The organism is Micromonospora sp. ABR4_055 (assembly GCF_056160425.1).
Genome location: NZ_JBSWXD010000116.1, coordinates 1 through 21,581, shown reverse-complemented (window position 1 = coordinate 21,581; position 21,581 = coordinate 1). Strand labels below are relative to the sequence as shown.

Below are 21,581 nucleotides of genomic sequence, written 5' to 3'. Positions count from 1 at the left end.
GAAGGGGCGGAGTGGGGGGGGGGTCGTTCGTGGAGGAGTATTCCCGGCCCGCCTTCTCCCCCGTCTTTTCCGCTGTCATCGTCCGTCCCTTTTCCTGTTCCCCCAGGCCGCCCCGGTGGACCCGTTCTGGCTCGCGATCGGTGTGCCGCTCGGGTCGTCCGGGGCCGGGAGACCAGCACCGCCTGCCGGACCGACGGCACCGGTTCGTAGAGCGCCCCGCTGCCGCCGCGCTCCGACCGGCGGCCGGAGCGGCGTGCAGAGCGCGGCAAGGTCGTCGACCAGATCGTCCGGTCGGCCGTACGGGTCGAGCAGGTGCACGTGCACCGGATCCAGCGCCGGCACCGGGACCTGAGAGATCAGGGGGTGCAGCGGCCGACAGTCCGGCTCTCCGGCGCCGAGCAGGTCCTCGTGCAGCTTCTCGCCGGGGCGCAGCCCGGTGTAGATGATCCTGACCGGGTTGTCGTACTGCTCGGCGATGCTGCGGGCGACGTCGGCGATCCGCACCGGTTCGCCCATGTCGAGCACCAGCGACTCGCCGTCGCGGCCGACCGCGGCTGCCTGGATGACCAGTTGCACCGCCTCCTGGATGGTCATGAAGTACCGGGTCACGTCCGGGTCGGTGACGGTGATCGGTTTGCCGGCTGCCGCTTGGGCAAGGAACGTGTGCAGCACCGAGCCGCGGCTGCCGAGTACGTTGCCAAACCGGACACTGAGGAACGTGCCCTGGTTGGTCCCAGCCGCGAAGGCCGTGAGCCGTTCGGTGATCCGCTTGGAGTAACCGAGCACGCTGGTCGGGTCGGCGGCCTTGTCGGTGGAGATGTTGACAAAACGCTCCACACCGGATGCCGCCTCCAACAGGGTCTGAGTGCCCCACACGTTGGTCTTGACGGCCTCACCCGGGTGGCGCTCCAGCAGCGTGAGGTGTTTGAGTGCAGCGGCGTGGAAGACCACTTCGGGGCGACGGGCGCACATGATCTGCCGGATCGTGTCGCTGTCGCGCAGATCGGCGAGGATCAGGTCCGGGCTGTCCAGCAGTGCCCGGCCGCGCAACGACAGTTGTACGGCGTGCAGCGCTGACTCGTCGCGGTCGAGCATCATCAGCTCACCGGGCTGGAACCGCTGAATCTGCCGGCACAGTTCGGAGCCGATCGAGCCGCCGGCCCCGGTGACCAGCACCCGCTTGCCGGTCAGATAGCCGGCGATCGAGTCGAGGTCGGTCTCGATCTGGTGTCGGCCGAGCAGGTCACTGAAGTCGGGGTCGCGCAGGTCGGTGACGGCTGGCTCGTTCTCAAGCAGTTCGCCGACCGACGGGACCACCTTGAACCGGGCACCGGCCTGGTTCGCGAGGTGGCGTACTTCTCGGATCAGCGCAGCGTCGGCGTTGGCGACCGCGGCGACGACAGTGGTGGCACCGGTACGGGCGGCGACGGCCGGGATGTCCTGCCGGCTACCCAGCACCGGCACCCCGCTGAGCCGTAGCTGCCGCTTCGCCGGGTCGTCGTCGAGCAGGCCCACCGGCAGGTACCGCCCGCTCGGCTCGTCCAGCATCGCCCGGAGCAGCGACTGCCCGGCGGCACCGGCACCGAACAGCAGCACCCGCTGGATGTCCCGGCCAGCGGGCCGGCGGCGGCGTTGCCGGTGCAGCCGGCGCAGGTACCGGACGCCGAGCATCTGGACGAGCGCCAGGCAGCCACCGACCAGCGGTGCGCTGGCCGGCACCGGCCGTTGCGGTGCGGCGAGATCGAGCAGCAGCAGCAGGAGCATGGTGGCCAGCACGCACCGGGACACCACCCACACCTCGTCGAAGCTGCCCAGCCGGTACCGGTCCCGGTACAGGTAACTGAGGTGACCGGCCACCGTGTGCAGCACGATCGCGGCCAGCATGACCAGGACCAGACCGTTGAGGTGTGCCCCGGCGAGGGCGAATTCGTAGCGGGTCCAGACGGCGACGACCAGGCCGGCGCACCAGGCGCCGAGGTCCACCAGCCACATCGGTGCGACGGCGCGTTCCCGGTTGCGGCGGGTGGTGATGTCCGCAGGTCGGGTCGATGTCTGCATTCCAGCCCCGTTCAGTCGGCGTACGGGCAACCGCCGGGTACAGCCGGCGGTGCCTGCGGTCTCGTCCATTCGGTGTGGAGACTGCGGTAATGCCACTATTTGACCAGAAAACCTCCTTAGCTAGTGCAGATTGGTACAAGATGGTGCTGACCATGACGGAGCAGTGTTTTTGGAGGCCGTACCGATGGAACTGCGTGACTACTTCGACGCGGTGCGGAAACGATGGCTCTGGGTACTCGCCGCTGTGACCGTCGCGGTCGCCGCCGCCGTGCTGATCAATGTCCGGACCGCCCCGCAGTACGCCACCTCGGTCACCTTCTTCGTCTCCACCTCAAGCAGCCAGGGGGTGACCGACGCATACCAGGGCGGGCTCTTCTCCCAGCAGCGGGTCAAGTCCTACAGCGGACTGCTCACCAGCAGCCGGCTCGCCGAGACCGTGGTCGACCGGCACAGCCTCGGCCTGACCGCCGGTGAGGTGCAGTCGCGGGTCAGCGCGCGGCCGGTTCCCGACACGGTCCTGTTGCAGGCGACGGTGACCGACAGCTCACCGAACCGTTCGGAGCAGATCGCCGAGGCGATCGTCGCCGAGTTCGTCCGCCTGGTCGAGCAGTTGGAGACCTCCCCGGGTGCCGATCAACCGGCGATCAAGGTCGAGGTGATCGCGGGCCCGCTGCTCAATCCGGCGCCGGTCGAGCCGCAACCGGTGCGCAACATCAGCCTGGCGCTGTTCCTCGGGCTGCTCAGCGGGGTCGGCCTAGCGCTGTTGCGCGGGGTGCTCGACAACACCGTACGCACCGTCGATCAGATGCGTGACGTCACTGCGGCCGGGGTGCTCGGCACCATCCCGTTGGACAACGCTGCCCGCCGGGAGCCGTTGATCATCGGCCGGCAGGCGCACTCGCCACGGGCGGAGGCGTTCCGCCAGTTGCGGACCAACCTGCAGTTCGCCGATGTCGACAAGCCGGTGCACAGCCTGGTGGTGACCAGCGCCATGCCCGAGGAAGGCAAGACCACCACCGCGACGAACCTGGCGTTGAGCTTCGCTGAAGCGGGCAGCTCGGTGCTGCTGGTAGAGGCAGATCTGCGCCGCCCTCAGGCGGCCTCCTACCTGAACATGGAGGGTGCGGTCGGGCTGACGAACGTGCTCGCCGGCCAGGCCGAGCTCGACGACGTTCTGCAACCCTGGGGGGCCAGCGGCATGACACTGCTACCCAGTGGCTTCGTTCCGCCGAATCCGAGCGAGCTGCTCGGCTCACAACAGATGGCGGACCTGCTCGCGACGCTGCGCGCCCGCTTCGACGTGGTTATCGTGGACACCGCGCCGCTGGTGCCGGTCACCGACGCGGCGCCGATCGCCGCCCAGGTGGACGGCGTGATCGTGGTGGGACGGTGCGCCAAGACCAGCGAGACGCACCTGCGGGCGGCGGTCGCCGCGCTGCGCGCGGTGGACGCCCGGCTGCTCGGCTGCGTGTTGAACATGACACCGCACCGCGGTGGTGCCTACAACTACTACTACCACGAGCACGGCCGTCGACGTCGGTCCGCGAACGCGGCGGGCCCGACCCGGCAGCGTCAGGCAGTCGCGGAGCCCGACACCACGGCGACCGCCGAGGAGCAGGCAACGGCGGACGTCGGCGTACCGGTCAAGACTTCGTGATGATGTCCAGCAGGATGTCGACGGTCTGGTCGATCTGGCTGGCGCACCCGCGGAAGTCCTCCACCGGCCGCAGCACCGGGTCGGCGAGGTCGTCCTGTTCGGCGGAGACCGGCTGGACCCGGCTACGGGCCGCCGCCGCGGCGGCCACCAGCGACCTGGCCCGGCCCGCGGCGCCGGGCGGCGAGGCCGCCGACGGCAGGGCCGCGGCCTGGGCGAGCCGCCCGAACTGGCGGACGGTGAAGGTGCGGGTCAGCGCGGCCGGGGCCAGCGCGACGCAGTACGCCCGGTGCCGGCGGCTGGCGGTGAGCACCAGGTCCGCCCCGGTCAGCATGGCGGCGTCCACCTGCCGACTGACGAACCCGTCCGGATCGGCCTGGCGTTCCCGCAGGACCTGCTCGGTGTGCGGGTGCATCGGCTGGCCGGTCAGCGCTTCGGTGCCGGCGCTGTCCACGACGACCCCGTCGGAGTCCGTGCCCAGCCGGGTCTGCACGGCGTACCGGGTCAGCCGTTCCGCCAGCGGTGAGCGGCAGATGTTCGCCCGGCAGACGAACAGGATGGTGAACCGATCAGTGGTCATCAACGCCAGCCAATCCGGTGCGTCGGCGACCGGCCGTCGGACTGCGCCGGCCGATCGGTCGTGGCCGCCGACCCGACCACGACCAGGTCAGCCTAGCCCGCGAGCAGGACATTTCGCCGGAGCCGCGCGGTGACCCGGCAGATCTACCTGTCCCCGCCGGACGTCGGCCCGCTCGAGGAGGAGTTCCTGGTTCGGACGCTGCGCTCCGGCTGGGTGGCCCCGTCCGGCCCGGAGGTGGACGCCTTCGAACAGGAGATGGCCCGGCGGGTCGGCGTCCCTCACGCGGTCGCGGTCAACTCGGCGACCGCCGGCCTGCACCTGGCCCTGCTGGCGCTCGGAGTGGGGCCGGGACAGGCAGTGGCGGTACCCACCCTGACCTTCGTCGCCACCGCCAACGCCATCGTCTACACCGGCGCCCAGCCGGTCTTCGTCGACTGCGACCCACGGACCGGCAACGTCGATGTCGATCTGCTGGCCGAGGCGCTCACCCGGCGGGAGCACGGTCAGCCGCCGGTACGCGCGGTGGTGCCGGTCGACATGTTCGGCCGCTGCGCCGACTACGACGAGATCGTCCCGTTGTGCGCGGCGTACGGCCTGCCGGTCGTTGAAGACGCGGCGGAGGCGCTCGGCGCCTGCCTGCGCGGTCGTCCCGCCGGCAGCTTCGGCCGGGCCGGGGTCTTCTCCTTCAACGGAAACAAGATCATGACGACCTCGGGGGGCGGGATGGTGGTCACCGACGACGCGGCGATCGCCCACCAGTGCCGCTACCTGGCCAGCCAGGCGCGCCAGCCGGTGGCGCACTACGAACACACCGACATCGGCTACAACTACCGGCTGAGCAATCTGCTCGCCGCGCTGGGCCGGGCGCAGCTGCACCGTCTCGACTCGATGGTCACCCACCGCCGGGAGATCCGTCAGCGGTACGCGAAGACCTTCGCCGGTGTCCCGGGGGTGCGCCTGCTCGGCGACCTCGGTGACGAGGCGGACCTCGGCGGCAACGCCTGGCTCACGGTGATCGTCGTCGACCCGGTCGAGTCCGGCTGGGACGCCGCCGAACTGGGCCGTTACCTGACTGACCGGCGGATCGAGACCCGGCCGGTCTGGAAACCGATGCACCGGCAGCCGGTCTTCGCCGCCGCGCCGCGGCTGCTCACTGGAGCGGCGGACCGGCTCTTCGCGACCGGACTGGCGCTGCCCAGCGGCTCGTCGTTGACCGACGAGCAGATCGGCCGGGTACTCGCGGCGATCGGAGCGTTCCTTGACGGCGACCGGAGCGGCCGATGAGCGTCCAGGACCTGGTGATCGTCGGCTGCGGCGGGCACGGCCGTGAAATGTTCGGCATCGTCGACGCCGTCAACCGGGCCGGTCCGGCACCGGCGTGGCGGGTGGTCGGCTTCGTCGACGACGATCCCAGCCCAGCCAACAAGGAACGCCTCGACCGGCTCGGTGCCGCGCTGCTCGGCGCGGTGAACTGGCTGACCGGGCAGAGCGACCCGCCCGCTTACGTGATCGGGATCGGCCTGCCGGCGTACCGTCGTGCGGTCGGTTGGCGGATCGACGCCGCCCGGCCGGCGGCGGCCCCGCTGGTCGCCGCCACGCTGATCCACCCGAGCGCCACGGTCGGTCCGGACAGCCGGATCGGCGCGGGCTCGGTGCTGTTCGCCGGGGCCAGGGTGACCACCGACGTGACGCTCGGTCGGCACGTGCACATCAACCAGAACGGCGTGGTCGGTCACGACACGACGGTGGCGGACTACGGCTCGGTGGGACCACTGGCGGCCGTTTCCGGATCCTGCGCGTTGGACGAGGCAGTCCTGGTGGGGACGACTGCGGCGATCCTGCAGGGCCGTCGCGTCGGTGCCGGGGCGACGGTCGGCGCTGGGGCGTGCGTGGTACGTGATGTGCCGCCCGGCGCGGTGGTCAAGGGGGTGCCCGCGCGATGAAGGTCCGTTGGTGGCCGTGGCGGGTGTCGCCGGTGTCGAGGGAGGCGTCGGGCATGCGGGTGGTCGTGATGCTGAAAACGGCCGAGGGCGGCCGGTGGATCGTGCCCCAGGTCGAGGAGCTGTGCCGGCGTGGCAACGAGGTCATCGTGGTGCTGCCCGCCGGCCCGGGCCGGTTACGCGAACAGTTGCGCCGGGCCGGGGTACCGATGGTCGACTCGCCGTTCCAGTTCCGGTTCCGCCCGACGCCGACGACGGCCGCGCAGCTGTGGTCGCTGCGTCGGCTGCTGCGTCGGCTGCGCCCCGACGTGGTGCACTACCACCACTATCACGCGGCGCTGGCGGTCCGGCTGAGCCTGTCCGGGCTCGACATGGTCAGGATCTTCATGGTGCCCGGCCCGCTCTTTCTGGAGTCGACGTCGATCCGCACCGCGGAGCGCTTCCTGGCCCGGCTGGACGATCTCGTCATCGCCGGCAGCGCGCACACCGCCGACCGGTACCGGTCCCTGGGCCGTCGTGCCGACGCGCTGGCGGTGGTGCCGTACGGCGTGGACACCCGGCTGTTCCGCCCGGCGGACGCCGCCACCCGGGCCGCCGCACGTCGGCGGCTGGGTCTACCCGCCGACGTCTTCGTGGTGGTCATGGTGGCGTACGTGTACGCGCCGAAGGCGATGGTGCACCGGGGGACCGGCATCAAAGGGCACGACGTCCTGCTGGCGGCGTGGCGGTCGTTCACCCGCGACTGTCCCCGCTCCCGCCTGATCCTGGTGGGTGGGGGCTGGGACGCGGCCGGTGAGGAGCACCGGCGGGAGCTGATGCGACGGTTCGACGTGGCGGCCGATCCGACCGTCGACTGGTTCGCCGGCGTCATCGACGTGCGGCAGTACTACGCAGCGGCGGACGTCAGCGTCAGCCCGTCGCGCTCGGAGAACCACGGCGCGGCGCTGGAAGCCGGGGCCTGCGGGGTGCCCTCCGTCGTGTCCGACGCCGGCGGCCTGCCGGAGACAGTCAACGGGGACAGCGGCTGGGTGGCCCCGACCGGTGACGTCGAGGCGCTCGCAGCCGCGCTGCGCGGCGCACACGCGGAGTTCCGGTCCGGTCGGCTCGCCCGGCGTTCGCTGGCCGCACGGGAACACATCGAGCAGCGGTTCGACAGCGGTGACTGCGCCCGGGCGGTGGCCGACCTCATCGAGACGACCGGCGGGCGCCAGCCGGCGCCACGCCGTCGGCCGGCCGCCGCGCCGGTCGGCTGATCTGCGCGGATCGCTGTCGCCGGCCGCCGTGCCGGCACCTGACTCTGACTACCGGCTGATGGGGAGTACAGTGGAGAACTCGTTGGGTTCCGCGATGGGCACCGTCGCGGTCAGTACCCAGACTCGGTTCCAACGCACACCGGACGGCGCCGTGTGGACGGTGAACGGGCCGGCGCACGCCTTCTGGACCCGGTACCTGTCGGCCTTCGACCGGGTCCGACTGCTCGCCGAGGTCACCGAGAAACCGCAACCGCCGTCCGGCGCATCCCGGGTGGACGGCGCGGGGGTGGAGGTCTGGCCGCTGCCGTACCGGCGCGGACCGCTCGGCCTGCCGCCGGGCCGTGCAGGGCTGCGCCGGTCGTTGCGGTACGGGGTCGACGACGTCGATGCCGTCATCCTGCGCAGCCCGTCACCGGCCGCCGGCCTGCTCGTACCGATCCTGCGTCGTTGGCACCGTGGCTACGCGGTTGAGGTCGTCGCAGACCCGCAGGACATGTTCGACGGTCCGGTGACGATCGACCCGGTGCGCCGCTGGCGCGTGCACCGGGCGGCGCGCCAGCTGCGGGAGCAGTGTCGGGACGCCACCGCCGTGGCCTACACCACCGGCACCGGCACATCGCTGCGGCTGCGCTGTCCGCCCGGGCCGAACACCGTCGCCACCGACTACCCGGACGTCGACCTGCGGGCCGACGCGTTCGTCTGCGAGCCCCGTGAACCGTCGGCGCCCGGCGGCCCGGTGACGCTGATCTCGGCCGGGACGCTCGACCACTCCCGGCACGGCGTCGACGTCGTCCTTGCGGCGATGCGTCGGCTGGCTGACGACGGCGTCTTGGCGGACCTGGTGTACCTGGGCGACGGCCGGTCCCGGCCGCGGCTAGAACACCGCGCGGCCCGGCTGGGACTGACCGACCGGCTCGTCATCGCCGGTGACCGTCCCGCCACCGAGATCCGGTCCTGGTTGGACGCCGCCGACGTGTTCGTGTCGCCGGGTTCCGCCGGTGTGCACTCTCCGGTAGTGGTCGAGGCGATGGCCCGGGGCCTGCCGGTGGTCGCCGTCGGGGCGGTGGGCCCGCCGGACCTGATCGAGGCGGACTGTCTGGTCACCACCGGCGGTCCGGCGGCGCTGGCCGAGGCGGTCCGGCGGCTGCTGACCCGGCCGCAGCGGATGGTCGAGGTGGCGGCGGCCGGTCTGGTCCGGTCCCGCGCCTACCGCACCGAGCTCGTGGCACCCCGACGGGCGATGTTCTACCGTGCCGTCCGGATGGCCGGTCGCCCGACGCCGGTGGCACCGGCAGCCCGGGGGCGGGAACACGCCCCGACGAGCTGACCGCGTCAGCGCCCCGCCGCCTACTTGCCGCGTCAGCGATCCCGCTGCCCAGGTAGGCGGCGGGGACGGGTCACAGCAGTTCCGTGCCGGCGGTGGCGGCCAGCCTCCGGCGGGTGTCCAGCACCAGTGGCGCAGCACTGAGCAGGGAGTAGTCGATGCCGTCGTGGTCGGTCAGCACGACCACCGCGTCAGCGGCTTCGACCTGGTCGACGGTGAGCGGCACCGCCTGTACGAAGGCCGGCATCTGCTCCGGGCGCAGGTGTGGGTCGACGACGTGCAACTGGGCGCCGGCCAGGTGCAGCAGTTCGGCGACGCGGACCGCCGGGGACTCGCGACAGTCGCCACTGTTGCGCTTGTACGCCAGCCCGATGAGCAGCACCCGCGCGCCCCGTAGCGCCCGACTGCGCCGGTTCATCGCGCTGGTCAACCGTTCCACGACGTACATCGGCATGTAGTTGTTCACGTCGTTGGCGAGTTCGACGAACCGGAAGTTGCGGCCGAGGGTCCGCTTGACCTCCCAGGACAGGTAGGACGGGTCCACGGGCAGGCAGTGCCCACCCACGCCCGGGCCGGGGGTGAACCGCAGGAAGCCGAACGGCTTGGTGCTGGCGGCGTCGATCGCGTCCCAGATGTCGATGCCGAGCATGTGGGCGTACACCGCCAGCTCATTGACCAGGGCGATGTTGACGTGTCGGAAGGTGTTCTCCAGCAGTTTGGTGGTCTCGGCCTCCCGGGTGCCGGTGACCGGCACGGTCCGGTCCACCAGACCGTCGTAGAACGCTCGCACCGACCGCAACGACTCGGGGGTGATCCCGGAGACCACCTTCGGGGTGTTGACGAAGTTCCATTCGTGGTTGCCCGGGTCGATGCGCTCCGGGCTGTACCCGAGGTGGAAGTCGAGCCCGGCCTGCAGACCGCTGCCCTTCTCCAACAGCGGCCGGAGAAACTCGTCGGTGGTGCCCGGGTAGGTCGTTGACTCCAGGATCACGGTCGCGCCGGGAGTGAGCTGCTCGGCGAGCGAGCGGGCCGCCTGCTCGATGTAGCGCAGGTCGGGTGCGCCGTCACGCAACGGCGTCGGCACGGTGATCACCGCGGTGTCGAATCCCGCTGCGGCGGCGTAGTCGGTGGTCGCGGTGTAGCGGCCGCTGCCCAACGCGGCGTGTAGCTCGGCGTCGGTGACATCCTGGACGTACGAGGTGCCCGCGCGCAGCATCCGGATCCGCTCGGTGTCGGTGTCCAGACCGACCACCCGGTGCCCGACCTCTACGGCGCGCATCGCCACGGGCAAGCCGACGTACCCCTGACCGACGATCACCACCGGTGCGTTCGCCATGTCTCCCACTTTCCGGATGAAAGCCCGATAACCGGCATAGGTATTTTAAGCACCGTAACCGTCTATCATGTGCCCGAATCTGGTTTGTCAGGTCTGCTGAAAAATCGTTCGTGCCGGTGTGGCGGCCTGCCAGACAATCGCCGGATGACAGCGACCACCGAGGCTCCGTCACTTCCTGCTGGGTACACCCAGCGGCCCGCCGGGCCCGATGATGCATCCACCGTCTTCCAGCTGATCGCCACCTGCAACACCGCGGTCATCGGCCGGCCCGACTACACCCTTGACGAGGTCGCCGACGAACTCGCCGACCCGGACTTCGACCCGACGCGGGACGGTTGGCTGGTGCGCGACCCGGGTGGCGTGGCGGTCGGCTGGGGTTGGGCGTGCCGCAAGGGGAGCAGCGACAACATCGACGTCGAGGCCTACCACCTCGACTCCGAACCGGTGGTCGGCGACTGGCTCTGGCACCGTGCCCAACGCCGCGCCGTCGCGATCGCCGCCGAACTGGGCCACTCCCGGGCCGTGCTGGACGTCGGCTGCTACCGGGAGGACACCGCGACGGCCGGCCGACTGGCCAACTTCGGCTTCTCGGTGGCGACCGTGTACAACCGGCTGTTCGTCCCGCATGATCCGGCGAGCCCGAGGGCCGACCCCGGGGCACCCGAGGGTGTGCGGATCAGCAGCACCGGTGACGATCCCGAGGCCCGTCACCAGGCATGGACCGTGCACCAGGCCGCCTTCGCCGACCACTTCGGTTTCGTGGCCAAGGCCTACCCCGACTGGGTCAGGCAGCTCGAGTCACACAGTGACCACGACTGGTCGCTGGGCGAGGTCGCGTACCTGGACGGCGTCCCGGCCGCGATGGTGCTACGGTCGCATGCCTTCGTGGCCGACGAGCAGAGCGGCTACGTACGGCTACTCGCGGTCCGACCTCAATGGCAGGGGCGTGGCCTGGGTCGTCTGCTGCTTCGCCGGGCGTTCGCCGCCGACGCCGCCGACCGGCGGCGGGGCACATTCCTGCACGTCGACACCGACCCCCGCCGGCCGGCGCTGCGCCTGTACCTCGCCGAGGGCATGCGGCCGGTCCAGATCATCGATGCCTGGCGACGGACCGTCCCGGTGACGCCCTGACCCGGTGAGGTGCCCGACCCGACAGACTGGACGGCGATGACAAGCCGGACCGGCTCACCGCTCGGCCGCGAGCCCGGCCACCGTCCGCCGGATAACCTGCTCGAACAGCTCCCCGTCGACGACGGCCAGTGACGCGGTCATCGACACCACGATCAGCGTGGTGTCGACCTGTACGACAGCCAGCGCGGTCGTCGCCGTGACCCGTCCGGCACCGCGGCCCAGCGTCCGGACCACGTCCATCCGCCAGACGCGGTCGCCGATGGCCGGTGCCACGCGGGGCAGCGACTGTACCCGTAGTCCGGACCGTCCGTCGGTGAACTCCCGACAGGCCGCACCGGCCCGTTCGACCGCGGCGAAGACCATCTCCACCGGCCTTGCCGAGGACATCGCGTCCGGCCGGTACGACACGACGTCGATCTGCAGGGTGCTCCGGCCGAGCCCAGCGCCGCCGGGTGCGGCCCGCGTCGCGTAGCGCGCCACGCCCCGGCCGGTCCGTCCAGCGGCGGCGCGGCGCAGATAGTCGTCAACGATCGACGGCTGGCAGCCGGCCGGTCGACTCCCCGCCGGTGGCGGTGCCGGAAGCGGATCCGCCCGCCACGCCGGGCCGAGCACGGGCTCGACGGCCCGGGCGGCCCGGTTCGCCGCAGCCGTGTCGATCGGAACCGGACCGGCGCTTCTCGGCGTGTCCGGAGCCCGGTGGGCGTGGTCCGGGTCGGGCCCGCCGCGCGGGCCGGATCCGCTGTCCGGGACGGTGGGCGACGGCCGGATCAGCAGCGGCGCGGCGAGGTCCGGCGCGGCCGCGGTGCCCACCGGAAAGGCGAGCAGCCCGGCGACGACTCCGGCCAACGTCGCCGGGACGGCCGCCGCGCCGGGCGAACCGGTCCGCCCGGCGGTCAGCACCGGCAGCAGACCGGCCAGGACCAGCAGGGCGGGTGCCAGTGCAGCACCGGCGACCAGCTGATCTCCAACGGCCGGTGCCAGGTGCCACAGGACGGACGCCCCGGCTTGGCCCCCCGCACCGGCGATCACCCCGGCGGCTGGCACGGCGTACCAGGTTACCGTCCGGGCACCACCCGGTCCGCAGCGTAGTCCGACGGTCAGGCTGGCGACGGCGACGGCCAGCAGCAGCACGCGGCTCATCGACCCGGCAGGCGTGCCCTGCCCCGGGCCGGTGCACGCGGCACCGGCGGCCAGCGCGGCGCTCGCCGAGGCCAGTAGCCACGGCCAGCCGCGCAGCACGGCGCGGCGAGCGCTCTGGCCCGAGGCGATCCGGTCCAGCTCGGCGCGCACGAGCGGGTCGAACACCACCGGAACCAACGGCAGTCGGGCCGCCGCCGCCGGTAGCACGACCGCCGGCCGCTGGCCTGGACCGGCGGTGCTGTCCGTCCTGCGGCCGCCGATACGCAACCGGGGTCGGTCGGAACCGACCAACCGGTGCTGCCGGCAGAGTTCCTCGAAGCGCGCCTCGGCCATCGGATGGGCCGGGGGCAGCCGGGCGATCCGGCGTTGGGCGCACACCGTCGTGACCAGCGTCCCGGCCAGCCCACTGCCGAGCGCGATCGCTGCCCCGGAGGCCATCAGGGCACCGACGGCCCAGGTCGCCTCGGTCAGGCACATCGCCTGGTCGCCGGCGGAGGGCGGGCAACGGGTCAGCACGTCCAGGTACGCCAGCCCGATGGGACGGTATGCCAGGGCCAGTATCCCGCCGGTTGCCGCACCGAGCGCGGCGAGTGCGACCGCGACCACCAGCAGGGGCCATGTCCTGCCACACCTGGGCGTCATGCCGACAGACCCCCGCATATAGCCATCCGTGCCGGACCATGTACCGAACGTAGACATGATGGGGGATTCCGTCCCGCTGGTCCAGCGCGACCTGCGGCGACCGTCAGGTGGAGTAGCCTCGGAAACACTGTGGAAGGCGACTACGGGGTCAACAAGCGGGCCGGTGCCGAGCGCGCCGGTGCCGAGCGCGCCGGTGGTGAGCGGGTCGGTGACGCGCAGCGCAACCACGTCGTCGAGTTGCTCGCCCGGGCACTCGGTGAGGGCTACCTTGACCTCGCCGAGTACGAGCGGCGGCTGGTTGAGGCGACTGCGGCGACAACGTCGGGGGAGCTCGTCGTGCAACTGACCGATCTGCCGCGGCGGTTCCACTGGGACCCTCGTACGCCGGTCGTCGGGTCGTCGGTCGCCGACCGGGCCCGAATCCGGCGCACCACTGCCGCGTTGATCATCGCCGTCGCGTCGTTGCCGTTCGCCGCCTGCTACGGCGTCGGCGCGGTACCCGCTGTCGCGGCGATCGTCCTGGCGGGTCCGGGCCGACGGGTTCCAGGTCAGCGGGCCATGGCGCTGGCAGCGACCGTGGTCGGATTGGTCGGCGTGGTCGGGTCCGTGCTGAGTATCGTCCTGCTACTCGTCGTCGGCTGAGACGCCCGGCCGTCTCCCGGTAAAGTGCCATCTACGGACCGGCCGGGCCCGGCCGTCGCGGACAGGTGCGATCGTCGATGGCATGTGCCCGTCACGAACGGCCCGACATGCCGGGGTCATCCTTGTTCTACTGCTGTGTCTGACCGCCTGCGCCGCGACCAGCGCGAAATGCCGCAACAACAGTTGTACGGTCGCCGTCAAGACAACCGAAACTGCAAGCGTGGAGATTCTCGACCACCAGATGGAATTCCGCGATCTCGTCGCCGGATCGGTGACCGTGGTCTACGCCGGACAGCCCTATTACATCCCGGTCGGGCAGACGGCGGGGGTCGGTCCGCTGACCGTGACGGTGACCTCGGCGGACCCGGGTCGGGCACAGCTGGTCATCTCTGCGGACCAGCACACCGGCGCGGATGCCGGTCGTGGTCACCGCTGAATCCAGAGACGCAGTTCCTGTGGGTCGAGGCAGGCAAGTACCGCTTCGTGCAGGATCATGCTGGCTGCCCGAGCCAGGGTGAGGTCGAACTGTCCGGTGCGGCCGTCGGGCATCCGCAGCGCGACCGTGCCGGTACGCCGGTCCACGGCACAGCGCAGCGGCAGCTCGGCGGCCCGGCCACCCGGCGAGCGGACCAGGACCCGCAGCTCGACCACGCCGTCGGAGACCCGTCGATCGACCATGGGACCGCTGCCCGGCGGGGCAGGTCGACCGGCCGGCGCAGGCCGGTCGCGTGCTGCCGGCTGGCGTTGGGGACGCCGGGGCGGATCGCGCTCCGGGCGGCAGGTCGCTGTCGTGGTGCGTCCGGCGGGTGGGCCCGGCGTGGTCGCGGGCCTCGCCGGCCGGGCGGTACGCACGGGTTCGGGTGGTGGCCGCCGGTCGGCGCGGGGCGCTAGTTCGGGGCGGCCGAGCACCACGGTGTCCACGCCGGTGCCCTCTGCGCCGGTGACTCGGTACCGGACGGTGACCGCGGTGTCGGACAGGTTGAGCACCACTCCGGGCCGCCAGGCCCCGCTACGGTGGATCCAGATCGGATCACCTCGCCGGTACGCCGTCACGGTGTGCGCCGTACCGGCTGGCGGCAGGCGCGAGCTGCGGCCCGTGCCGCTCACCGGAACTCGTACCGCATTATTGGGAACTGCCTCTGATCGCCGGGACAAAGTCGTTACGTTGCCCGGCCGACGATACTTCCTCGATGACCGGGTGCGGCAGGGGTCGATGCCTGGTGCCTATTCGGATATTGCGGACCAGGGGGTGGGGAGGCCGAGTCGTGCCGTCTTCCCGACGATCAGGAAAGATGGTCGGGTGCTCCGCCGGATATCGTGCGGTTCCTGCCGCGTTGCCGAGGACCGTTTGACATGACTCGGCGTGAACACGTTTTCGAGGACCATGCGCTGTCGGGTTTCCCGTACCGCTGCGGCCTCGCCGCTGGCATGCGTGGACGTACCGGCCCGATGGTCGATCGGACGGCTACCGCCGCCTTGGCGAAGCGGTCTGCCAACTCTCCGTAGTGTTCACGCGGGTGGCCGACGTCTGTCGGTCGAGAGCCCGCTGACCGACAGACGTCAAGGGGAGGCGGGCGCGTGCGGCACCGGCAGGCAAGGGAGACCAACCCAGCTTCCTAGGAAGCATCAGGGGCTGTGCCACCAGTTGCCCCCGACGGACCTCAAATGTCCATCAGATACTCAGCAGGGCAAGTGTCTGCAGTGGAGCGCGAGAGCTGGATCGGCCGACCGGCGTCAAAGCTGCAGCGGCGGGTGGGAGCGTTGCTCAACCATCCAGTGGACTGCGGCGCATCGCCGGGCCGGCCGGAGCGCCGCTGATCAGCGGCGTGCGGCGATGCCGTCCAGGAAGAGGGTGGTGCAGTCGTTGATCAGCCGGTTGAGCGAGTACTTGCCGCCCGGCCTGAACCATCGCACGGTGAGCCACACTGCATCGCGGGTGAGCCGGTAGAAGGTCTTCGGGTCGATGTCGGAGCGCAGAGTACCGTCCCGGCGGCCGGCGTCGATGACGGTGAGCCAGACGCTCTCCACCTCCTTGGCCACGCCCTTCAGGTAGCCGAACCGGGGTAGACCACGCAGGTAGTTCGCGTCGTTCTGATAGATCTCGGTGGCGTGCGGGTGGCTGGCGGCACACTCGAGCGAGGCCCGGATGAGTTGCCGCAGTTGGTCGTCCGGCCCTTCCGGCCCGTCGAGGATCTGCTGGTAGCGGGCGCGCAGGTCGGCGAGGTAGCTGGAAATGATCTCGTCGACCATCGCTTCTTTGGACTCGAAGTGGTGGTAGAGGCTACCGGAGAGGATGCCCACGTCGTCGGCGATCTCGCGGACGGTCGTGCCGGCGACGCCCCGGCTGGCGAACAGCGCGCCAGCCCGGTGGAGTATGTGCTCTCGTCGGCTGCGGGAAGTCACCATTGTCTCCCTGGTCGTGTAGCGGTGAAGCGGACACTTGCTTGGCACCTTCCGCGACGAGCCGGCCCGGCGGATACAGCCGGATTCGGCAGTCAACCATGGCGGCTCTCTGACCAATGTGATCGGTGACCGGGTGGTCATCACGAGGGGCGGAGGAGGTACGTCCGTCAGTCTAGGACCCAGGCAAGACGATTAACCGTACGCGGCGCAATCTAGTCCAGTGTGTCCTGATCGGCGCTCCCTGCGCTGTGCTCAGGCTCAGGTGTACGGTCAGCATGGACGGTCGGATCCGGGCGGCGTCCGCCGCGACTGCGGATAGGCACACCCGAGTAGTGCAGTCGCCGGTGCACGTAGCTGTACGACACGCCGAGCTCGGCAGCGATGCGCCGGATCGGCGCTCCGGCGAGGTACCTGCTGACGATCTGGGCGCTCGTCGGACGCTCGTCGGGCGTGGTGGCCGGCATGACTGCTCCCTGGCCGTGACGGGACGGTGGTGTCGTTGCGGATGTCTGCCGGACGAAGCCGGAGGCTGGTCCGTCGTCACCATGTCCCGTCAGGGGGAGCGGAGGTTGTCCGGCCGGGTTGTCAGATCAACGGCACCCGGGACGACGGGTCAGGCCGCCCGGTCCCGGCGGTGGCGGATGCTGGCCACGCCGCCCCGGACCACCCGCAACGGTGTCGGGTTGGCCGCCGGTGGTTCCTCGTCGAGTTCGACGCGCCAGCGTGACCGCGTGCGGCCAGCGTCGCCCGGTGACGTGTCTGGGTCGCCACCGCGTCTGCGCAGCGCCAGGATGAGCAGGTACCCGGCGACGACCAGGCCGTGGCTGAGCAGCCGTGGGTAGTCGACCCGCCCGGTGATCACGTCGTTGACCGACAGCAGCGCCAGCACCGCGACGAACGCGGTCAGGGTCGGCAGCATCCCGGCCGGCCGGGTGCGCCGGACGGCGATCCACACGAAGCCGGCGCCGAGGGCGACGTTCCAGGCCGCGGACTCGTGCCACAGGTGGTTGGGTGCGGTCCCACCGACCGGATCGGGAACATGCAGATGGCCGTCGGCGACGCCGCCGATCTGGGCCGCGCCGAGCAGGAACTGCGCGATTCCGAGGACGCCGAGGGCGTACCGCAGCAGCAGGGCGACCCGGGCGGCGGCCAGCCGTCGGGGCGGCGCGAGTGCGTCGAGCACCGACTCGTCGATGGCACCGACCGGTTCCGGGCCGGTCCGCCGGGCGAGACTGGTGACCACGGCGGCATCGGCGTACCAGTCCCGGCAACCGGCACAGCCGGTCAGGTGGTCCCGCGCCGCAGCCGACTCGGCGACGTCGGTCTCCCCGTCGAGTTCGGCCGACAACAGCTCACGAAAGTCCACGCACCCCACATGTCAATAGTCGGCCTGCCCGCCGGGACGGTTCCCACCGGGGTGGCGCCCGGCCGGGAAGACGCCACCGGGCGGGTGGACTATGGCGGGGGAGGCTTGCCGGATACCCTTCCAGTCATGCCGCACGCCGCACCGGACGACGCCCAGATCACCCGTTGGGCCCTCGCGGCCCGCGACGGTGACCGGGCGGCCGCCACGTCGTTCGTCCAGGCCACCCAAAGTCAGGTGCAGAGGTTCCTCACCCATCTGGTGGACAGCACCGAGGCGGAGGACCTCGCCCAGGAGACGTTCCTGCGGGCGATGCGGTCGTTGCCGCGCTTCGCTGGACGCTCCAGCGCGCGTACCTGGCTGCTGTCCATCGCCCGGCGGGTCGCCGTCGACCATATCCGCGCCGTCGTGGTGCGGCCCCGGGTCGCCGATCTGGCCGACTGGCAGGCGGTGGCCGAGGCCGTGGTCGTCGGCCCACGCTTCGAAGAAGCCGTGGCGCTGCGTCAGCTGCTGGCCGGCCTGGCCGCCGACCGCCGGGAGGCGTTCGTGGCGACCCAGGTGCTCGGGTTGAGCTACGCCGAGGCCGCCGAGGTCTGCGGCTGCCCGGTCGGGACGATCCGGTCCCGGGTCGCTCGGGCCCGCGAGGACCTGGTCGCCGCAATGACGGAGTCGGGGCGGCAGTCCGGCCGGCAGCTACGAGCGATCAGCTGATCTCTCGTGCCCCTGTCCCGCGGGACAGAGTCGGCGGCGGCGTTCGACGCCGTCCTGGCCCGCAATCCGGTGGGCACCGGGATGTACCGGGTCACCGAGTACCAGCCGAGCTCCAGCGCGACATACGAGCGCAACCCCGACTACTGGGACCCGGATGCGGCCGCCGCCGCTCGGATGGAGTTCACCAGTATCACCGACTCCCAGCAGCGGCTCAACGCGCTGCGGACCGACTCGATCGACGCCACCATCCTGGACGCGGCGAACGTCGCCGCGGCCGAGTCGGCCGGTCTGGTGGTGGACTCCGCCCCGGTGCTGCAGTTCTACCACCTGCAGCTCAACCTGTCCCGCGAGTACCTCGACGACGTGCGGGTACGGCGGGCAATCAACCATGCGATCAACCGTGAGGACCTGGTCAGCGGCCTGCTGTTCGACCTCGGCGAGCCGGCGGTCCAGCCGTTCCCGAGCGGGTACTTCGCCCACGACGAGTCCGTCGCCGACCTGTACCCCTACGATCCACAGCGGGCCCGGCAGCTGCTCGACGAGGCCGGCGTACCCGAGGGCCACACCCTGGAGTTCATCAACCAGAACGCCCCCGCGTAGACCCAGCTGACCGAGGCGCTGCAGGCACAGCTGGCGGAGGTGGGTCTCAATGTCGAGATCACCCAGACGGTCAACTTCGCCAACTCCTTCTACGTCGAAGGCCAGGGCGACGCCGGAGCGATCAACTGGACCGGCCGGCCGGATCCGTCACAGACCGTCGGGCTGGTCATCGCCGAGAACGGTTTCGCCGACCCGGGCAAAGTGACCACGCCCGAGGTGACCGCCCTCTACCAGGACCTGCAGGCCACCACGGACGAGACGCATCGGCAGGAACTGGCCCGGCAACTGTCGGCCCGGATCATCACCGACGCCCTCGACGTCGTCCTCGACTTCCCGTACAGCAACGTCGCGTACAGCGACAAGGTGGTGGCCTGGAGAACTGGCTCGCCGGCAAGCTGGAGTTCCCCGGCGTCGGCACGACGACGATCAGGCATGGTGAGGACATGATCGGACTCGTCGGCCGGCGCCTGTTGACCATGGTGCCGCTGCTGCTGTTCGTCACACTCGTGGTGCACGGCATCGCGATCTTCGTCGCCGGCGACCCGGCGGTCCGGATCGCCGGGGAGAACGCCACCGCCGAACAGATCGCTCTCACCCGGGACCGGCTCAACCTCGACGAGCCGTGGCCGGTGCGGTACTGGCGGTGGCTCACCGACGCGGTCCGGGCGATCTCGGCAACTCGATCTTCAACGCGGTGCTGCAGCCACCCACCGGCGGACACCTGCTCGGCACCGACGACCTGGGCCGGGACCTGCTGAGCCGGCTCATCGTCGGCGCCCGGCCGTTGCTGCTGGCCGTGCTGCAGTCCCTCGCGGTCGGGGTCGGCTTCGGAGTGCCGATCGGGCTGCTCGCGGTGCTGCTGCCGGCGTTGCCCGGTGGGCTGCTGATGCGGATCGTCGACGGGTGATGGCCTTTCCGCCGCTGCTGCTGGCGATCGGCGTGCTCGGCCCAGGGCTCAGCCAGGCGATGATCGCCGTCGGCGTGGTGTTCGTGCCGCGGTTCGCCCGGCTGACCCGCACCAGTGTCCTGCAGGTCTACCACGAGACGTACATCGACGCCTCGCGGGTCATCGGCACCCCGCTGGGTCGGCTGGTCCGCTGGCACGTGCTGCCGAACATCACCGGCCCGGTCGTCGTGCAGGTGGCGGTGGCCAGTGGGTTCGCCATGCTCGCTGAGGCCGGTCTGAGCTTCCTCGGGCTCGGTGTCCAGCCGCCGGACGCGAGCTGGGGCGCGCTGCTCGGCCGAGCGCTGCCGTACGTCGACACCGCCTGGTGGCTGGCGGTCGCCCCCGGCGCGGTGATCACCTCGACCGTGCCGGCCACGAACGTGCTCGCCGACGGCGTCGGTGACTCGCTCGGCCGCGAATCCAGGAGCCCGCGTTGACCACACCCGCCAGGAGCACCGAATCTGCCAGGAGCACCGCTCAACCGGCGCCGGTCACCGGCGCGGTGCTGCAGGTCACCGACCTCACCGTCGCGGTGGGTAGCGCCGCCGCCGGCGGCTGGACCGACCTCGTTCACAAAGTGCCGTTCGAGGTGGCCGCAGGTGAGACCGTGGGGCTGGTCGGGGAGTCGGGCTGCGGCAAGAGCACCACCGCGCTGGCGTTGATGGGGCTGCTGCCGCCCCGGGACCTGCGGGTCGGGGCGGCACGGTCCGGCTCGACGGGACCGACCTGTACCGGTTGTCCCGTCGGGGCTGGGAGGACGTCCGCGGCGACCAGATCTCCATGATCTTCCAGGAGCCGATGTCCAGCCTGCACCCGGCGTTCACCGTCGGCGAGCAGATCGCCGAGTCGGTACGCCGGCACCGGGGGCTGTCCCGCCGGGCGGCCGCCGACCGGGCGGTCGAACTGCTCGACCTGGTCGGCGTGCCGGACGCCCGGTCCCGGGCCCGGGCGTACCCGCACGAGTTTCTCCGGCGGCATGCTGCAGCGGGTCCTGATCGCCATCGCGCTGGCCTGCGAGCCGAAACTGCTGGTCGCTGACGAACCGACGACGGCCCTGGACGTCACCGTACAGGCGCAGATCCTGGATCTGCTGCACGAGATGCGCGACCGGTTCGGGCTGGCCGTCCTGCTGGTCACCCACGACCTCGGGGTGGTCGCCGAAGTGTGCGATCGGGTGGTGGTGATGTACGCCGGCCAGGTCGTCGAGGAGTGCGACATCGACACCTTCCTCGCCGGTTCCCGCCATCCGTACAGCCGGGCACTGCTGGCCGCCGCGCCGGACGCCGCCGTCGACGGCGAACTGACCTGGATCCCCGGTGCCCCGCCCGGCCCGGACGAACTGCCGTCCGGCTGCCGGTTCCAGCCGCGCTGCCGGTACGCCCGCGACGCCTGTCGCAGCGGACCGATCGTGCTGCGTCGCACGGCCGACGGACACGCGAGCCGTTGCCTGCTCGACCCGGAGGCGATGACCGATGAGTGAACTACTGCGCCTTTCCGACCTGCACGTCACGTTCCCGGGCCGGTCGCTGTTCGGCCGCCGGGCCGCGCCGGTGCAGGCGGTACGCGGCGTGGACCTGACAGTGGCGCCGGGCGAGACGGTCAGCGCACTGGACGTGTCGACCCAGAACCAGATCCTCATGCTGTTGCGGGTGTTGCAGCGGGAACGGGGGGTGGCCCTGCTGTTCATCAGCCACAACCTGCTCGCCGTACGGCATGTCGCGGCCCGGGTGGCGGTCATGTACCTGGGCCGGGTGGTGGAGACCGGGCCGACCGCGCGGGTGTTCGCCGCACCGGCCCACCCGTACACCCGGGCGTTGCTCGCCGCCGTGCCGGGCGCGGCCCGGCGCCGCCAGCGCGG

At 71.3% G+C, this 21,581-nt stretch carries 26 protein-coding genes; 18 read left to right on the top strand and 8 right to left on the bottom strand.

Annotation, left to right across the window (positions count from 1 at the left end):
• Nucleotides 1-75: 75 nt before the first annotated feature.
• On the bottom strand, nucleotides 76-2,058 hold the full coding sequence (locus ACXAHD_RS23145; protein ID WP_475053153.1) for a polysaccharide biosynthesis protein: 1,983 nt from the start codon (nucleotides 2,056-2,058) through the stop codon (nucleotides 76-78).
• A 184-nt stretch (nucleotides 2,059-2,242) separates the two neighbouring features.
• Between ACXAHD_RS23145 and ACXAHD_RS23140 the strand changes: the two genes are divergently transcribed.
• Nucleotides 2,243-3,715 (top strand): tyrosine-protein kinase domain-containing protein, encoded by a 1,473-nt coding sequence (locus ACXAHD_RS23140; RefSeq protein WP_281554979.1) that lies wholly within the window; start codon nucleotides 2,243-2,245, stop codon nucleotides 3,713-3,715.
• Here the strand turns inward: ACXAHD_RS23140 and ACXAHD_RS23135 are convergent.
• Nucleotides 3,702-4,292 (bottom strand): arsenate reductase/protein-tyrosine-phosphatase family protein, encoded by a 591-nt coding sequence (locus ACXAHD_RS23135; RefSeq protein ID WP_281554978.1) that lies wholly within the window; start codon nucleotides 4,290-4,292, stop codon nucleotides 3,702-3,704. The genes ACXAHD_RS23140 and ACXAHD_RS23135 overlap by 14 nt on opposite strands.
• 129 nt (nucleotides 4,293-4,421) lie before the next feature.
• On the opposite strand from ACXAHD_RS23135, the gene ACXAHD_RS23130 reads away from it, so the two are divergent.
• From ACXAHD_RS23130 to ACXAHD_RS23115, 4 genes are read left to right on the top strand one after another with little or no spacing between them, the layout of a single operon-like run.
• Entirely contained in the window at nucleotides 4,422-5,576 is a 1,155-nt protein-coding gene (locus ACXAHD_RS23130; RefSeq protein ID WP_281554977.1) for a DegT/DnrJ/EryC1/StrS family aminotransferase, read from the top strand.
• The gene (locus tag ACXAHD_RS23125) at nucleotides 5,573-6,235 is read left to right on the top strand and encodes a NeuD/PglB/VioB family sugar acetyltransferase (protein WP_281554976.1); all 663 of its coding nucleotides are present in this window, start codon (nucleotides 5,573-5,575) and stop codon (nucleotides 6,233-6,235) included. Before ACXAHD_RS23130 ends, ACXAHD_RS23125 begins: the two co-directional genes overlap by 4 nt.
• Nucleotides 6,232-7,485 (top strand): glycosyltransferase family 4 protein, encoded by a 1,254-nt coding sequence (locus ACXAHD_RS23120; protein ID WP_475053148.1) that lies wholly within the window; start codon nucleotides 6,232-6,234, stop codon nucleotides 7,483-7,485. The genes ACXAHD_RS23125 and ACXAHD_RS23120 overlap by 4 nt, the downstream gene beginning before the upstream one ends.
• Nucleotides 7,486-7,543: 58 nt before the next feature.
• Nucleotides 7,544-8,812 (top strand): glycosyltransferase, encoded by a 1,269-nt coding sequence (locus ACXAHD_RS23115; RefSeq protein WP_475053145.1) that lies wholly within the window; start codon nucleotides 7,544-7,546, stop codon nucleotides 8,810-8,812.
• Between the two features lie 70 nt (nucleotides 8,813-8,882).
• Here ACXAHD_RS23115 and ACXAHD_RS23110 read toward each other — a convergent pair whose 3' ends face one another.
• Entirely contained in the window at nucleotides 8,883-10,145 is a 1,263-nt protein-coding gene (locus ACXAHD_RS23110) for a nucleotide sugar dehydrogenase (protein ID WP_281554973.1), read from the bottom strand.
• Nucleotides 10,146-10,289: 144 nt separating this feature from the next.
• On the opposite strand from ACXAHD_RS23110, the gene ACXAHD_RS23105 reads away from it, so the two are divergent.
• Nucleotides 10,290-11,276 carry a GNAT family N-acetyltransferase gene (locus ACXAHD_RS23105; protein ID WP_281554972.1) on the top strand — a complete coding sequence of 329 codons (987 nt, stop codon included), beginning with the start codon at nucleotides 10,290-10,292 and terminating at the stop codon, nucleotides 11,274-11,276.
• A gap of 54 nt (nucleotides 11,277-11,330) precedes the next feature.
• Here the strand turns inward: ACXAHD_RS23105 and ACXAHD_RS23100 are convergent, their stop codons facing one another.
• On the bottom strand, nucleotides 11,331-13,022 hold the full coding sequence (locus ACXAHD_RS23100; RefSeq protein WP_281554971.1) for a hypothetical protein: 1,692 nt from the start codon (nucleotides 13,020-13,022) through the stop codon (nucleotides 11,331-11,333).
• Between the two features lie 165 nt (nucleotides 13,023-13,187).
• Between ACXAHD_RS23100 and ACXAHD_RS23095 the strand changes: the two genes are divergently transcribed.
• Entirely contained in the window at nucleotides 13,188-13,700 is a 513-nt protein-coding gene (locus tag ACXAHD_RS23095) for a DUF1707 SHOCT-like domain-containing protein (RefSeq protein WP_289212872.1), read from the top strand.
• Between the two features lie 220 nt (nucleotides 13,701-13,920).
• Nucleotides 13,921-14,136: a hypothetical protein gene (locus ACXAHD_RS23090; RefSeq protein WP_281554969.1), complete on the top strand. Its 216-nt coding sequence runs from the start codon at nucleotides 13,921-13,923 to the stop codon at nucleotides 14,134-14,136.
• On the opposite strand, the gene ACXAHD_RS23085 is transcribed toward ACXAHD_RS23090, so the two are convergent.
• The 4 genes from ACXAHD_RS23085 to ACXAHD_RS23070 form a co-directional block, all read right to left on the bottom strand.
• Nucleotides 14,127-14,807 carry a hypothetical protein gene (locus ACXAHD_RS23085; RefSeq protein WP_281554968.1) on the bottom strand — a complete coding sequence of 227 codons (681 nt, stop codon included), beginning with the start codon at nucleotides 14,805-14,807 and terminating at the stop codon, nucleotides 14,127-14,129. The genes ACXAHD_RS23090 and ACXAHD_RS23085 overlap by 10 nt on opposite strands.
• A gap of 711 nt (nucleotides 14,808-15,518) precedes the next feature.
• The gene (locus ACXAHD_RS23080; protein ID WP_281554967.1) at nucleotides 15,519-16,106 is read right to left on the bottom strand and encodes a TetR/AcrR family transcriptional regulator; all 588 of its coding nucleotides are present in this window, start codon (nucleotides 16,104-16,106) and stop codon (nucleotides 15,519-15,521) included.
• Nucleotides 16,107-16,315: 209 nt separating this feature from the next.
• On the bottom strand, nucleotides 16,316-16,567 hold the full coding sequence (locus ACXAHD_RS23075) for a helix-turn-helix domain-containing protein (protein WP_281554966.1): 252 nt from the start codon (nucleotides 16,565-16,567) through the stop codon (nucleotides 16,316-16,318).
• 149 nt (nucleotides 16,568-16,716) lie between these two features.
• Entirely contained in the window at nucleotides 16,717-17,469 is a 753-nt protein-coding gene (locus ACXAHD_RS23070; RefSeq protein WP_281554965.1) for a zf-HC2 domain-containing protein, read from the bottom strand.
• A gap of 126 nt (nucleotides 17,470-17,595) precedes the next feature.
• On the opposite strand from ACXAHD_RS23070, the gene ACXAHD_RS23065 reads away from it, so the two are divergent.
• From ACXAHD_RS23065 to ACXAHD_RS23020, 10 genes are all read left to right on the top strand, one after another.
• A complete protein-coding gene (locus ACXAHD_RS23065) occupies nucleotides 17,596-18,177 on the top strand; it encodes a sigma-70 family RNA polymerase sigma factor (RefSeq protein ID WP_281554964.1) in 582 nt (193 codons plus the stop codon).
• A gap of 6 nt (nucleotides 18,178-18,183) precedes the next feature.
• Nucleotides 18,184-18,777 (top strand): ABC transporter substrate-binding protein, encoded by a 594-nt coding sequence (locus ACXAHD_RS23060; RefSeq protein WP_475053139.1) that lies wholly within the window; start codon nucleotides 18,184-18,186, stop codon nucleotides 18,775-18,777.
• A 39-nt stretch (nucleotides 18,778-18,816) separates the two neighbouring features.
• The gene (locus ACXAHD_RS23055; RefSeq protein WP_281554962.1) at nucleotides 18,817-19,224 is read left to right on the top strand and encodes a periplasmic substrate-binding domain-containing protein; all 408 of its coding nucleotides are present in this window, start codon (nucleotides 18,817-18,819) and stop codon (nucleotides 19,222-19,224) included.
• Complete coding sequence (locus ACXAHD_RS23050; RefSeq protein WP_475053132.1) at nucleotides 19,221-19,535, top strand: hypothetical protein; 315 nt, start codon at nucleotides 19,221-19,223, stop codon at nucleotides 19,533-19,535. The genes ACXAHD_RS23055 and ACXAHD_RS23050 overlap by 4 nt, the downstream gene beginning before the upstream one ends.
• Nucleotides 19,472-19,684, top strand: coding sequence for a hypothetical protein (locus ACXAHD_RS23045; protein ID WP_281554960.1), 213 nt, complete (start codon nucleotides 19,472-19,474; stop codon nucleotides 19,682-19,684). Before ACXAHD_RS23050 ends, ACXAHD_RS23045 begins: the two co-directional genes overlap by 64 nt.
• On the top strand, nucleotides 19,684-20,160 hold the full coding sequence (locus ACXAHD_RS23040; protein WP_281555589.1) for an ABC transporter permease: 477 nt from the start codon (nucleotides 19,684-19,686) through the stop codon (nucleotides 20,158-20,160). The genes ACXAHD_RS23045 and ACXAHD_RS23040 overlap by 1 nt, the downstream gene beginning before the upstream one ends.
• Nucleotides 20,157-20,507 (top strand): ATP-binding cassette domain-containing protein, encoded by a 351-nt coding sequence (locus tag ACXAHD_RS23035; protein ID WP_281554959.1) that lies wholly within the window; start codon nucleotides 20,157-20,159, stop codon nucleotides 20,505-20,507. The genes ACXAHD_RS23040 and ACXAHD_RS23035 overlap by 4 nt, the downstream gene beginning before the upstream one ends.
• A complete protein-coding gene (locus ACXAHD_RS23030) occupies nucleotides 20,504-20,761 on the top strand; it encodes a hypothetical protein (protein WP_281554958.1) in 258 nt (85 codons plus the stop codon). The genes ACXAHD_RS23035 and ACXAHD_RS23030 overlap by 4 nt, the downstream gene beginning before the upstream one ends.
• Nucleotides 20,700-21,203 carry an oligopeptide/dipeptide ABC transporter ATP-binding protein gene (locus ACXAHD_RS23025; RefSeq protein ID WP_281554957.1) on the top strand — a complete coding sequence of 168 codons (504 nt, stop codon included), beginning with the start codon at nucleotides 20,700-20,702 and terminating at the stop codon, nucleotides 21,201-21,203. Before ACXAHD_RS23030 ends, ACXAHD_RS23025 begins: the two co-directional genes overlap by 62 nt.
• Nucleotides 21,196-21,581 (top strand): ABC transporter ATP-binding protein (locus ACXAHD_RS23020; RefSeq protein WP_475053125.1); only part of this gene is annotated, 386 nt, incomplete at its 3' end. The genes ACXAHD_RS23025 and ACXAHD_RS23020, both read left to right, overlap by 8 nt.

What these genes read in the sequence shown, in the direction of transcription:
- ACXAHD_RS23145 (WP_475053153.1), bottom strand. Translation starts at nt 2,058, where the DNA reads ATGCAGACATCGACCCGACCTGCGGACATCACCACCCGCCGCAACCGG.
- ACXAHD_RS23140 (WP_281554979.1), top strand. Translation starts at nt 2,243, where the DNA reads ATGGAACTGCGTGACTACTTCGACGCGGTGCGGAAACGATGGCTCTGG.
- ACXAHD_RS23135 (WP_281554978.1), bottom strand. Translation starts at nt 4,292, where the DNA reads ATGACCACTGATCGGTTCACCATCCTGTTCGTCTGCCGGGCGAACATC.
- ACXAHD_RS23125 (WP_281554976.1), top strand. Translation starts at nt 5,573, where the DNA reads ATGAGCGTCCAGGACCTGGTGATCGTCGGCTGCGGCGGGCACGGCCGT.
- ACXAHD_RS23120 (WP_475053148.1), top strand. Translation starts at nt 6,232, where the DNA reads ATGAAGGTCCGTTGGTGGCCGTGGCGGGTGTCGCCGGTGTCGAGGGAG.
- ACXAHD_RS23115 (WP_475053145.1), top strand. Translation starts at nt 7,544, where the DNA reads ATGGGGAGTACAGTGGAGAACTCGTTGGGTTCCGCGATGGGCACCGTC.
- ACXAHD_RS23110 (WP_281554973.1), bottom strand. Translation starts at nt 10,145, where the DNA reads ATGGCGAACGCACCGGTGGTGATCGTCGGTCAGGGGTACGTCGGCTTG.
- ACXAHD_RS23105 (WP_281554972.1), top strand. Translation starts at nt 10,290, where the DNA reads ATGACAGCGACCACCGAGGCTCCGTCACTTCCTGCTGGGTACACCCAG.
- ACXAHD_RS23080 (WP_281554967.1), bottom strand. Translation starts at nt 16,106, where the DNA reads ATGGTGACTTCCCGCAGCCGACGAGAGCACATACTCCACCGGGCTGGC.
- ACXAHD_RS23075 (WP_281554966.1), bottom strand. Translation starts at nt 16,567, where the DNA reads ATGCCGGCCACCACGCCCGACGAGCGTCCGACGAGCGCCCAGATCGTC.
- ACXAHD_RS23065 (WP_281554964.1), top strand. Translation starts at nt 17,596, where the DNA reads ATGCCGCACGCCGCACCGGACGACGCCCAGATCACCCGTTGGGCCCTC.
- ACXAHD_RS23050 (WP_475053132.1), top strand. Translation starts at nt 19,221, where the DNA reads ATGATCGGACTCGTCGGCCGGCGCCTGTTGACCATGGTGCCGCTGCTG.
- ACXAHD_RS23040 (WP_281555589.1), top strand. Translation starts at nt 19,684, where the DNA reads ATGGCCTTTCCGCCGCTGCTGCTGGCGATCGGCGTGCTCGGCCCAGGG.
- ACXAHD_RS23030 (WP_281554958.1), top strand. Translation starts at nt 20,504, where the DNA reads ATGATCTTCCAGGAGCCGATGTCCAGCCTGCACCCGGCGTTCACCGTC.
- ACXAHD_RS23025 (WP_281554957.1), top strand. Translation starts at nt 20,700, where the DNA reads ATGCTGCAGCGGGTCCTGATCGCCATCGCGCTGGCCTGCGAGCCGAAA.